Below are 12,501 nucleotides of genomic sequence, written 5' to 3' on the forward strand. Positions count from 1 at the left end.
GCATCCTGATCACTCCGGCACCCCGTCGATTCCATGCTGCCTGCGAAACTCGGAGGGCGAATAGCCGAATTCCCGTTTGAACAGGCTTCTGAAATAGGCATGATCCGCGTAACCGGTCTCTTCGGCGATTTCATTGATTTTTTTAGGCGTACGCAGCAGGCGTTCCCTGGCATACGACAGCCTTTTTCGCGTCAGGTAGCGGACAAAATTTTCGCCCATTTGCTGCTTGAACATCCGGCTCAGCGTGACGGGATGCACGTTCACCGCATCCGCGACCGCCTCCAGGCTGACGTTCATGTCGGTGGAGTTCTCGATAAGCGCCAAGGCCTGCTGAAACCAGCTGCCGGGGGGCTGCTCCCGCTCCGAGCGCTCCTGGCGCTCCACGTCCTGGATAGCCTTTACGCCGCCAAGAACGATTCGCTGCAACCGCTGCTTAAGTTCTTCCCAGGAGGCATGGTTCGACACCCATTGCTGCCAGTAGCGCAGCGTATCCTCGTCGACGATAAGCATGTCCTTCTTCGTCAACCCTTCGTCCAGAAGCGCCATCAAAAAGGCACACTGGTGCTCCAGGGCGTTATAATCCAGATGGCCAAGGCTGTCCATCCATTCTTCGAAGGCACGCTCCAGCTCTCCGTAATCGCCGCCGCGCGCATGCAGGACGATCCGCTCCCGGCAGGCGGCCGCCCGGCGCGCCCATTCCTTGCCCGAGCGGCCGCCGTTGTCCGCTGCCGGACGCGAATGAAAAAACATGCGGGCCCGATGCTTCCGGTATTCGGCCAGAAAAGACGGTAGGAATGCCGCCTTTTCCCGGAAGCCTCCGGACGCCGGCTCTACTGTCATGCCGACGACGGCCCCTTCCGTTCCGTCCTCTAGGGCGAAGGCGAAGACCAGGCCGGTTTCGCCGTTGCGCGGACTCGCCGGTTCCATATCCCGGGGCTCGAAGGAAACCGCCTTCCACAGCCTTTCGTCGAACCATATTCCCGCTTCCTGCGGCACGATCCGGAAACCGGCGAGCATGGGAATGCTTGCGGCGTCGATCCGCTGCCGCATGTCCTGGAGCAGCAGCATATGCAGGGAGTCTCGGACCCTGTCGACGATTTCCCTGAGCTGTACGCGGTCCGCGGGCTTCAGCAGATAGTCCGATGCCCCGGATTGCAGCGCCTGCCTCGCGTATTCAAAATCATCGTACCCTGATATAATGACCACATGCATGGCCGGGTAACTGGCTTTCAGCCGTTTAAGGATGTCGATCCCCCCGATCTCCGGCATGCGGATATCCAGGAAGGTCAGATCCGGGCGTACCATCTCAATCCGCTCCAGCGCCTGATGACCGAATTCGGCGTCAAATATTTCGTCGTCCGGAAACAGCGCATTCAGCTTCTGAAGAATGCTCATCCGGACCTCCCGTTCGTCGTCGACCACACAGATTTTCATAATCGAACTTGCTCCTTCCGGCCAACCTGAGCTGGAGTACGTCACACGCCAGGAGGTCCTCACGTGGCCATGCCCGCCTTTGTCATGCGTATCGTAAACCGGCTTAGCTTGAAATTCAAGCTGTTCGTCTTGCTGATCCTTATATCCATCATCCCGATAACCCTGGTCGGTTACAACTCCAATACGTTCATGTTCCGCTCGGGAACGGCGTATTCCGGCTCCATCTCATCGCAATACGTGGATTTCGTATCGACGGAGTTGAACGCCTACCTCCAGAGCCTGAATCAATCCTTCGACCCCCTGTTCAGCACGCCGGCCTTCGTCCATTACATGGGTACGCCGGACAGCTGGCTGAAGGAGCAGGCGGAGGATCTCATGCGGTTCCGGCCGCTCGTCCGGAGCTCGCTGCAATTCCACCCCGAAGTGACTAGCGTTCTCTACTTGGACCGCCTGGGGAAAGTGTACTTCGACTCCTATCAGCGGCAGCTCGATCCGGCCTTTGCCTTCGGCGAAGACCCATGGTACCGGAAGGCGTTCCGGATCAACCGGAATGCGCTGAGCGAGCCGCACGCCATGCCGTACGTGCTCTACAGCAAAGATACGACGTTCTCCTATGTCCGACCCATCCTGGACACGGATACCGGCGTAACGAGGGCCGTTTTCGTCGTGGAAATCCAGGAGAACCGGATCAAGAGCATGCTCCGGGGCGAGCAGACCGACCAGCCTGGTCAGGTGATCCTGATGCACACCCAAACCGGTGCCACTGTGTCGGAGACGCCGGTCGATTCCGGCGTCATGCGCGATTTCAAATCCGCACTGGTCGATCAAGCAGGGGCGAAGCAGCCTTTCCTTTTCCACTCCGGCCCTACCGAATACCAAGCCAGCTACGCCGCGCTACCCGACAGCCAATGGCTGGTCGTCTGGACCGCGCCCCTGAATACGATCAATAAAGCGGTGCGGCAGACGGTTCAACTGTCGCTGCTGATTGCGGTCCTCAGCCTGCTAACGGCACTCATCGTTGCGTTTCCGGTCATGAGCGTTCTTCTGCGTCCGCTGTACAAGCTGAAGGCCGGCATGCTGAATCTGGGGCAGGGCAAGTACGTGCCGATTCCACAGGGCGAACGGTACGACGAGATCGGCTACCTGATCCGCAGCTTCAACAAGACGCTGGAGAAGCTGCAGCGGATGGAGCGCGAAGTGTACCAGGCGAACCTGCGGGAAAAGGAGCGCGAGCTGCTGCAGCTTCAGGCCCAGATCAATCCGCATTTCCTGTTCAATACGCTCGAAACGATCGATTCCTACGCTTCCCGGAACAACGGCGTTGCGGTAGGCGACATGGTGCAGTCGGTCTCGCGCATGATGCGCTTTACGGTCCGGAACGATGACGGCTGGGCGCCGCTCCGCGAGGAGCTGGAATACATCCGTAATTTCCTGACCATCCATTATTACCGGAACGGCCAGGAGGTAAGCGCCATGTTTGACATCGATCCAGCGGCCATGGACGTGCAGGTCATGAAGCTCAGCATTCAACCGTATTTCGAGAACGCGATCAAATACGGCTGGAGCCCCAACATGACGGCGGACGAATTCAAGCTCACCGTGAAGGTGTCCCTGCAGGACAATTATCTGGAGGTCGACGTTCAAGATACGGGCACCGGCATGCCGCCGGACGTGCTTCGTCGCATCCGTCAGCTGATTGCGGAACAAGGCGAGTCGAAGGACCCTTATTTCCGGTCGCATACCGGCGTCCGCAACACCTTCCGCCGGCTGTTTCTCGTCTACGGCAGCGAGGCAGATGTCATCGTCGAGAGCGTGCCCGGCGCGGGAACGCGTTTCCGGTTCCGGGTTCCAGCCGGACGACCGGCCCTTTAAGCCCCTGCGAGATGAAACGACAAAGAGGCAGTCCCGAACGGCGATCCGCTCGGGACTGTCTCTTTCTGATGTATCAAGTGTTCTCGGAGGGTTATTCGACCGTTTTGACCCATGTGCCGCTCTCTGCGGAAGCCATGATGGCGTCGGAAATGACATGGATGCGGTAGCCGTCATGGAAGTTCGGCGATACATCGGTATCGTTGACAATGGCGGAGATGAAGTCATGCGCTTCGATGATTTTCGTCTCGCCATAGCCGATGCCGAGCGCCGGAATCGGCCAAAGCGCCGGGCCGTTCGGATGCGCCGGACCCGTATAGATCGTCCGGAATCCGCGGCGGTCGTCCGGATCGTCGGCGAAGCAGACCTGCAGCTCGTCGCGGCGCTCGTAGTTGAACGCGATGGAGCCTTTTTCGCCATGGATTTCGAACGTCAGAAAGTTGTTGCGTCCCCACGCGTTGCGCGTCGCTTCAATGCTGCCGACCGCACCATTCTCGAACCGGAGCAGCGTGCTGATCTCGTCGTCGACGTCGACGGCTTCCTTCTTGACCTCGCCCGAAGCCTTCACGGTCCCGAGCTTGTCGACCGGCCCGGACGATACCGGACGCTCCTTGATCCAGGTCTGCGCCGTGCCCATGACCTCCGTAATTTCGCCCACCAGATAGCGGGCAAAGTCGATGACGTGAGTGCCGATGTCGCCCAGCGTGCCCGATCCCGCGATATCCTTCCGGAACCGCCAGGACAGCGGCGAATTCGGATCGGCCGACCAGTCCTGCAGGTAGGTCCCGCGGAAGTTCAGCACGCGCCCGATCGCGCCTTCCTCGATGTATTTCTTCGCCAGCGCGACGGCCGGCGTCCTACGGTAGTTGAAAGCGACCATATGCTTCACGCCGGCTGCGGTGACGGCATCCAGCATCTGCTTGGCTTCCTCGGTCGTCCGGGCAAGCGGCTTCTCGGAAATAATGTGCTTTCCCGCCTTGGCCGCCGCGATTGCGATTTCGGCATGCGTATTGTTCGGCGTCACGATGTCGATAATGTCGATGGAAGGATCCTCGACAACCTTTCTCCAATCGGAGGCGTAGGATTCGAAGCCGTAACGGGCTGCCGCTTCCTTAGCCAAGTCGTCTGAGATATCCACGACAGTCTTGCGGAACGGAATGGCCGGCGCCGGCCAGAAGAACATCGGCATCCCCGCATAGGCGAGCGAGTGGGCCTTGCCCATGAACCCCCCGCCAATCATTCCAACATTTAACGTACGCATGTGGCCATCTCTCCTTTTCTGTCTGCGCCTGCTTGTTGGGCACGGAACTTCCGCATCGGCTTATACGCCTTATTTCTTGGCCGCGTCCTGAATCGTTTTCGGCGCATCCGCATGGTACACGGTCTTCCACGAATCCAAGATGTTCTCCTGATTGACGGGCAGCGCCGGAACCGCTACATAAGGAGGTGTCTCCTTGCCGAGCAGCGCATTTGCGGCCAGGATGGCCTCCGCTACGCCTTGGTCGTACGGCAGTTGGGCGCCGAGACCCTTAATCATGCCGCCCTTGGCGATTTCCAAGGCGACGTTCGTGCCGAGATCGATCGTGGAAATGGCGAGATCAGTGCGGCCTGCCGAACGGGCGGCGGCCATGGCGCCTTCAGCCGGGACATCCCATACGACGAACATGCCCTTCAGCTTGGGCTGCTTGGTCAGCATGGCCGCAGCTACTTTCTCGCCGTCATTCGGGCCTGCAATGCCGCCGCGCTCGACGATATGAATATTTGGATACGATTCCTTGATCGTTTTCTCGAACGCTTCGGTGCGCTGCTTCGTGACGAAGAAGTCTGCGTCGTGGTAGATTACGCCGATGTCGCCTTCTTCGCCGATCGCTTTTGCGAGGATGTGTGCGGCTTCAACGCCGTTGCCGTAGTTGTCGGCGGAAACGACACTCACATAATCCTTGCCGGCTGTAAGACCGGCGGCTTTATTGTCCATGAAGACGAGCTTGACGCCCTGAGCGGCCGCCTTCTTGTACGCACTCGCCGTGGATACGGCGTCGACCGGAATGCTGACGAGAATATCCGGCTTCTTGGCCAGAATCGTCTCGATATTGGCCACCTGCGTCTCGGCTTTGAAGTTCGCGTCCGTTGTGGCGACGATCTCAATGTTCATCTTGGCGAACGTATCCTTAAGCCCTTTAAGCTGAGCGGCCGACCAGTCGTTTCCGGCATAGTGCATGGAAATCGCCGCCGTGTAGTTGCCTTCCTTGACCTTAGCCAGATCCTCCGGCGAGAGCGACAGCGTCTTGGCGGAGACGGCGCTCTCGCCGTCGGGACCCTTGCTCAGGATATCCTTGTCCGGCAGGTCCTGGTTAATCGTGATCGGGCCGTCGGCAGTGCCGTCCGCATCCGCCGTCCCCGAATTCGACGTTGTGTTGGCTGCGGCACCGGATGCCGTATTGTCCGGCGCGCCACCGGAGTTATTCGTATCCGCTTTCGAGCCTCCGTTGCCGCAGGCTGCGAGCAATAACAGGCAGACGAGCATAATGGAAAGCAGGGTCGATCTTTTCATGCCATATGGCCCCCCAAATTTGGTTTATCCTAACCTTCTATCGCAAATGCAGCGTATCTCTCAGGTATGCTCTGCTTATGCCTGCCGCCTTCGCCGGATCGTCGTGGCTGTCCAGTTCGATCGTAACCCAGCCGTCGTATCCCTGCTCCCGCAGAAGCCTCAGCATGTCGCCGAACGACTGTCCGCCTTCACCGAGCGGGACGAATGCGCCCGAGCGGTAATCCTTGAAGTGAATGTATGTGATCCGGCTGCCGTATTTCCGGATGACCTCCAGCGGGTCGCCGCCTCCCGCTTCGATATGCGCCGTATCCGGACAAAGCGGAATGTCCGTCAGCGGCATAAGCCGGTCCAACTGATCGGGGCGCTCCACCATGGTGCCCAGATGCGGATGATAGCTGGCCTGCAGGCCGTGTCGCCTTGCAATCCCGGCAGCGATGTCGAGCCCTTTGGCAAGCGCGGCAAAGTCCTCGTCCCGTATACCGGCAGCGCGGACGGCTCCTCCACCGAGCACCAGATGCTCCGCGCCCGCTGCGGCGGCAAGCTCGGCCGTTTTCTCGATTTTGGCCATTTCGTCCGGCAGGATGTCCTCATAGATGAAGTTGGCGCCGGTATATACGCCGATCAGGTCCAAGCCGCTGCCGCTCAGCAGCCGGCGGAATTCGTCCATCCGGTTCTCGTACTGGACCAGATTGCCGTCGAACAGCTCAATCCCCTGGTAGCCGGCAGCCGCAATGTCGCGGATCGCCTGCTCCGTGGAACCGTTGGCCAGATAGAACAGATCTTTGACCGACGTGACTCCGGCCGGATGACCGACGACGCCCCCCCAGGTATTCGTCTGATAGCCGATTTTCATGTTCCATCCTCCTTTCCCCTTTTGATCTGATAGCGCCTTCATCTTCCTGCAACGCAACAGGCACGGTTGGCTGCTAAGCCAAGTATAAAAGGCATTGCGAACCGGAATAAGCGGAATAAATTAGCCGGAAGCGCTGATATTTTTAGCGTACGCGTCTCCTCGATGACGAACACCATTTCATTACCGTCCTGCCTGGCGGTGAGCTTGATTTCCCCCTTCCCTTCAGGAAGCTTGCTGATCCCGTGCTTCACCGCATTTTCCATGATCGGCTGCAGGATCAATTTGATGATTTTTCGTTTACGAAGGCTCGGCGCGATCTGGCCATCCGACAAGTACCCGGATACGGCAGCTCATATCAGCAAGGCAATTGCAGCCGGCAAGTCAGCGGTCTGCACGATCAATCGCTAAACCGAAAGCGACCGCCGCGCCAGCAAACGTCTATTACAAAAACTGCACAGCGGTTCGAGCAGCCGGAAAAGCGCCTCTTTACGTAGGAGATCCTGGATACAGCACCAAGCTTGATCGGGACAAAGATGGCGTTGCATGTAAATGAGCCCTGCGGAGCTTTTTCTTTTATCTAGGCTATGATAAATCTTAATGTTGATTTTCAACCTAAAGAAAACCGCCCTACGTGGGGGGCGGTTCATTGAGCTAACGTAATCCGTTAGTTCAATCTCATTTACTCTTGACGATATTTTTATCAGTTAAAAATTCATCATAGAAGGTCTTTAGTCTGTCATCAATATCTTTGTCATATGATAATAAACTCCATAGATTTGGATATTTTGATTCGGTCCAAACGACAAACCTATTATCATTTTATTTTCTTTATCGTATAGTTGATGACCTCCACCACCTGTCCATGGATTTGTGTTGTCTTCGAATATGTGGTTGCTCTCATTGATTGGATAAAATGATTAATTTCAGCCTTGTTCTCTGACTGGTAGAGCAAGCCGTTTCCCCCGTGTCGATATTCTATCTTTACGACATCTCCTGGTGGTTTAATTTCATTAAAACTAACGAGGCTGACGGTAGTTGAAACTTATACAATGGCTTAATTTTCTCACCAATTACATTCATCTTTGGACCTCCATATATAACGAAAATTGGGCCGTCCTCAGCTTGTAGGACGGCCCATGATGTTTAATGGGTGGTTCCACAGTTTTTTACTGGTTCCACACTTTTTTATCACCGGACAACGTTTTGTTCAAAGAAAATAAAGTATAAAACTGGAGTTGTTGATTTGACGCGGTTTTTGAGTTGGAAAATCGTCAGCTATTGAGAAATAAGTTTTAGACTGCTTTCCTACCTGTAGGAACATGCTGTTCAATTTTCAAAAATAAAGTATTAGACTGACATTCTTTAGGCTCTTTTCGGATTTCTACATTCAAACTAGCAAATCTCTGTATAAGACCAACTAGTTCCCAATCTCTGCGAAATTAGGAAAGTATCTATAAATAGAATGATAGCGTTCAATATCCTTTTTAGGTATACCAATAGACTCTAAGTTAGATAGATCACTTTGAGGAAATTGAGAGTTTAAATGCTTTAATTCTTTATATGTAAGCATTGGAATTTCAATTTTGAAGGGCTCTTCGTCTTCTTTTATAAAGTTAAGATTTTGAAAACCACAAGAGGTAACCTTATCTGACTGCCCTTGATTGTAAATAATTCCTCCCACTGTTATCATTTTAGCGCCATCAGAATAGTGAAAGTTATATAATTGCTTATAACTCATTTTTTGAGTGCTAGGACGTGCCACATTTCTCGCTTGGAGAGCTTCTAGAATTTCATTGTTTATTATACGACGACAAACTTTTGCAAAGTCCCATCCTCTTAGATTTCGGTAAGTTACATCCGAAGGTAATTTATCCTCTCCAATACGTTCTTTAAATCGTGTATAAAAGTTCGGTAAAGCTTGATCTAAATTTAATTCTCCCTCTTCATCTTGAAAGGATGGGGGATCCGCTTTAACCGTCACGATTATTATGCTGCCAGAACAAGATTTATTAGTAACTATTCGTATATCATCAAGAATTTCTTTATTAAGATCATAGTCATAATCCAACCAAGTTATCGTACATGTATCGTCCCAGTGAAATTGTGGTAATACATTAGATGACTCATCATAATACATATTTATACAATTAAATGGTCTATTAAAATCTATTCTAGTTTGCTCTTTAGGACTACTCGTATGTTCAATACTATTCATATCCGTTAAATTTAATTCTTTATGAAACAAACTAAAATCACTAAAATAAAGCGAACCAAATCCAATGTACCTGTAAGATTCGATACTTTGAAAAGCACTCAATTTCCTTAATGATTCATTTATCATTTTTCTTTCTATTGATTTAGCAGGCCTTAAATCGTAGTTTATCCTGTTGTAGCTTGGCACTTAATCCTCACACTCCATCTTGAAGAAATAATCGAATGTTTTTTCTCCGATTTCGGTGTAGGTCTTTGCTTTGAGTTTTTTCTTTACAATTTCTAGTTCTTCTTTCGGCTTTTCGTATCTTATTTTGCCCATCTCGATTTTTATTATTTTGGGTTCCGGTTTCGGCTGTGGAGCAATAAATACTTGTTCAGTTTTAATTTTATCCACTTCAACAGTTGTAGCTTGGTCCAATATAATTTCTAATTGGGTTGGGCTGTCATCTTCTTTATTTTTCTTCTCACTTTCGAGTTTATTGAGAAAATCTATTATTGGTCTCATCAAATTTAACATTTCCTGTCTTGCAACGATAAAACTTTTAGATGATACATCCAAACCGGTTTTAGTGGTGTTCCATGGCAACACTTTCGGATCATCCGCATCAAATAAAATATATCCTCTAAATCTGGCAAACTGATTATGGAATCTTGGAATTCCGTCTTTCCATCCTGTAACTTCCGTTTTATCAGCCTCTAAAATTAGCCTTCCATTACAATATACGTACCAACCTGCCTTTTCTGGTTCTGATTTGCTTAATCCAGCGTAGATACTAACATTCAGAATTGATTCATCAATATTGAATGTAGTGCTGAGATGTGCAGGTTGAAGATCCAAAGAACTAAGAAGACCTGTGGGTTCAAATGTCAAAGGTATTCCATTTAACGTCATTACAAGGCCATTCTGCAAACTGATTTGATGGTCTGTTTGTAAAGTCATTTTAACCTTTTTTTCAAAGTTCTCTAGGGCAAACTTTTCAGATACAGTTTCATGTAGCCGACTTACAGTTATTGTCGTTCCGGTTTCTTCTCCTTCCTTTAAGGGGTAATTCTCTTGCACCTCTTTAAACTTAAAATCCCAATCTTCCTCGTCCTTAGCTAACCATTCATTAATATCTTCTTCAACTACAAAATATGAATCTATAGTACGTGACTCGATTTTAAAATAATTCCCCATTTTAAATAATGCACGCTTCATTCCAACTCCAAAGTGACCAATAGTTCTTCCTTGTTTTTCAATAGCACTTGGTCTTCCAAATCTAAAGGCATATTTTCGAGCAATCTCTACAGGGATGCCGCCGCAATTGTCTTCAATTCTAAACTGGTTTTTATTAAGATCAATTCTAATAGTTTTATCTTTAAACATACTTTCGCTTTTTTCTTGAATTGCTCGAGCACCATCTACACTGTTATCAACAAGTTCAGCAATTGCACTTTCAATCAAAATGTCTTTCGTTAGCATATATAAAAAGAACTCTTTAGTTGGTGAAGCCTTAATTCTCAACTCTTCATTTATTTCATCCATTGTCCTTCACCTCAATAATATCGTTGTAATAATCATTGACTACGCTTTAAATAGATGCTCTTTTATGCGATTCAAGATATGCTCCGATACAATTGGGGAGACGCTGTTCCCAATCTGTCTAAAACTATGCCACTTGGTTTTATGAAACTGAAACCAATCAGGGAATCCTTGTAATCTGGCCGCTTCCCTTGGAGTGATGACTCTATTTTGAGTAGGGTGTATGGGTCTTACCGCCTGATAAGAACCTCTATCTTTATTAGTACCAGCCCTTAATGTAGGACAAAAGCCATTTTGTCTCAACCTTGGGGCCTTGGAGATCTTATCAGTTTGTCCTTCCATTACCAACTCAAACCGTTGAATAACTTCTTCAGTATGCCTTGTTCCCACCATGCCGGATATTTCAGACTTAATTAGGAAACGCTCGATCGATGATGGGTCCCCTACTCCTTCAGGAATGAAATTGGAGATTTTATTACTGTATGAATCTTGATGCTTCTCAGCATTTACCCAACAATCTTCTTTAAAAATAACTTCATCCGACAATCCCAGAAGTGCATCTTTTACATAATTGTATTTTTCTAACTGAAGACCAAACTCAATTCTTGGTGCAAGCGATTTATAACATTTTTTGACTCCAATAAAGAAAACCCTAGTTCTTGTAGTAGGTGCTCCAACATCTTTTGCGCTAATCGTTACTGGTTGCAGAAAAACATATTTCTTTTTCAAAAGCGCAAAAGCTTCTTCCCTAATTTTATCATATTTGGAATCGAGTATCCCAGGGACGTTTTCTGCAACAAAAAAGTCAGGTTGTAATTCGCTGACTATTCGGAAATAATGAATAAACAAGGAGTTGCGTGGATCTTCAATATCTCTTCTCCCCATTGAACTAAACCCTTGGCAGGGAGGACCGCCAATTATTCCAGTAGGCTCTCCACGGTTTAATTTCAATTCACTCCTTAGATCGTCACCGGTCAGGCTAGATACATCACACTTTAAGTGAATACTCTTGGGAAAGTTTAATTCGTGTGTTTCGATTGCGATTGGGTCTAGTTCCACAGCACCAGCCAATGAAAACCCAGCTTTTGCTGCTCCAAGACTCATGCCTCCGACACCCGCAAATAAATCAATTACTTTCAACGCAAATTCCACCTTATATTTTTCTTAATCGTACATTTAGTTAAATGATTTGTCGATCGCTAAATTATGAATAATTTGAGGTGCGTTGTAGTATGAGCGATCACGTTTCTAAAGAAAAACGGTCGGAGATAATGCGTTCCGTTAAATCCACCCACACAAAACTTGAAGATCGTATAACCAAAGATTTATGGGCACAAGGACTACGTTTTAGAAAAAACACTAAAACCTTACTTGGAAAACCAGATATATCGATTAAAACCAAAAAGAAAGTAGTTTTCATTGATTCTTGCTTTTGGCACGGTTGTCAACTTCATTTCAAATTACCAAAGTCTAATCTAGACTTTTGGGAGAATAAAATTAATAAAAATATCCAAAGAGACATAGAGGTTACCGATTTCTATATTGCAGAAGGATGGAATATATTGAGAATTTGGGAGCACGAAATTAAAAGCGATTATCCGGCTACTCTAGAAAAAATCCACTTGTTCCTTCGTAACTAATTTCGACAAATCATATCGATTCCCTATCATAGTTAAGAATTAATTTATTTTTTCAATCAGGCTCTATAGGCCCATTCTTTGTTTGTATCACTACGATAATGCCCGAACTTATCAATGCTCATTTCACTGCATTGATTGAGGACATCCCGATCCCAGTGGCCGCCTATTTGAACCAAACCGTCAAGAAGCAGGGTTAATGTTCTGCTCAGCTGCTATTATCTTGATCTGATTTATTGGACGTAGTATAAGTGTCGATAATTGACCATTCATCCTGCCTTGCCACCTCAACAATGTAAAGTACTGAACTCCCATATTCAACATGAACAACTGCACATGTCCTTCGTGGTCCATTTGGACACACAGAAAGCGTTTGCCACTTGACACTCTAAGGACTGACATTCTTATGCTCACTGAAAAG

Annotated in this window: 10 protein-coding genes and 1 pseudogene; 3 read left to right on the forward strand and 8 right to left on the reverse strand. The window is 49.3% G+C overall.

Annotated features, from left to right (window positions below; all coding sequences use genetic code 11):
* Window positions 1-9 precede the first annotated feature (9 nt).
* Window positions 10-1,434, reverse strand: coding sequence for a response regulator (locus PHU01S_RS16440; RefSeq protein WP_127508590.1), 1,425 nt, complete (start codon window positions 1,432-1,434; stop codon window positions 10-12).
* An 84-nt stretch (window positions 1,435-1,518) separates the two neighbouring features.
* Between PHU01S_RS16440 and PHU01S_RS16445 the strand changes: the two genes are divergently transcribed.
* Window positions 1,519-3,306 (forward strand): cache domain-containing sensor histidine kinase, encoded by a 1,788-nt coding sequence (locus PHU01S_RS16445; RefSeq protein WP_246029258.1) that lies wholly within the window; start codon window positions 1,519-1,521, stop codon window positions 3,304-3,306.
* A gap of 91 nt (window positions 3,307-3,397) precedes the next feature.
* Here PHU01S_RS16445 and PHU01S_RS16450 read toward each other — a convergent pair whose 3' ends face one another.
* The 4 genes from PHU01S_RS16450 to PHU01S_RS26390 all read right to left on the reverse strand — a co-directional run bounded on the left by PHU01S_RS16450 (window position 3,398) and on the right by PHU01S_RS26390 (window position 6,970).
* Window positions 3,398-4,564, reverse strand: a complete 1,167-nt coding sequence (locus PHU01S_RS16450; RefSeq protein ID WP_127508593.1) for a levoglucosan dehydrogenase — start codon at window positions 4,562-4,564, stop codon at window positions 3,398-3,400.
* 69 nt (window positions 4,565-4,633) lie between these two features.
* Window positions 4,634-5,854, reverse strand: a complete 1,221-nt coding sequence (locus PHU01S_RS16455; RefSeq protein ID WP_049868871.1) for a substrate-binding domain-containing protein — start codon at window positions 5,852-5,854, stop codon at window positions 4,634-4,636.
* A gap of 37 nt (window positions 5,855-5,891) precedes the next feature.
* The gene (locus PHU01S_RS16460; protein WP_048745608.1) at window positions 5,892-6,707 is read right to left on the reverse strand and encodes a sugar phosphate isomerase/epimerase family protein; all 816 of its coding nucleotides are present in this window, start codon (window positions 6,705-6,707) and stop codon (window positions 5,892-5,894) included.
* Window positions 6,708-6,745: 38 nt separating this feature from the next.
* Window positions 6,746-6,970 carry an ATP-binding protein gene (locus PHU01S_RS26390; RefSeq protein WP_218032464.1) on the reverse strand — a complete coding sequence of 75 codons (225 nt, stop codon included), beginning with the start codon at window positions 6,968-6,970 and terminating at the stop codon, window positions 6,746-6,748.
* Between the two features lie 173 nt (window positions 6,971-7,143).
* Between PHU01S_RS26390 and PHU01S_RS27155 the strand changes: the two are divergent.
* Window positions 7,144-7,260, forward strand: a pseudogene (locus PHU01S_RS27155) (excalibur calcium-binding domain-containing protein); the annotation flags it as partial.
* An 864-nt stretch (window positions 7,261-8,124) separates the two neighbouring features.
* Here the strand turns inward: PHU01S_RS27155 and PHU01S_RS16475 are convergent.
* The 3 genes from PHU01S_RS16475 to PHU01S_RS16485 are packed head-to-tail and all read right to left on the reverse strand — an operon-like array spanning window position 8,125 to window position 11,583.
* Entirely contained in the window at window positions 8,125-9,108 is a 984-nt protein-coding gene (locus PHU01S_RS16475) for an O-methyltransferase (RefSeq protein WP_127508596.1), read from the reverse strand.
* Complete coding sequence (locus PHU01S_RS16480) at window positions 9,109-10,446, reverse strand: ATP-binding protein (protein WP_127508599.1); 1,338 nt, start codon at window positions 10,444-10,446, stop codon at window positions 9,109-9,111.
* A gap of 39 nt (window positions 10,447-10,485) precedes the next feature.
* Window positions 10,486-11,583: a DNA cytosine methyltransferase gene (locus PHU01S_RS16485; RefSeq protein WP_127508602.1), complete on the reverse strand. Its 1,098-nt coding sequence runs from the start codon at window positions 11,581-11,583 to the stop codon at window positions 10,486-10,488.
* Window positions 11,584-11,675: 92 nt separating this feature from the next.
* Here PHU01S_RS16485 and PHU01S_RS16490 point away from each other — a divergent pair, with 92 nt between their 5' ends.
* Window positions 11,676-12,083, forward strand: coding sequence for a very short patch repair endonuclease (locus PHU01S_RS16490; RefSeq protein WP_127508605.1), 408 nt, complete (start codon window positions 11,676-11,678; stop codon window positions 12,081-12,083).
* Window positions 12,084-12,501: the final 418 nt, after the last annotated feature.

It is taken from the genome of Paenibacillus humicus NBRC 102415, from assembly GCF_004000905.1.
Lineage (GTDB): Bacteria > Bacillota > Bacilli > Paenibacillales > Paenibacillaceae > Paenibacillus_O > Paenibacillus_O humicus.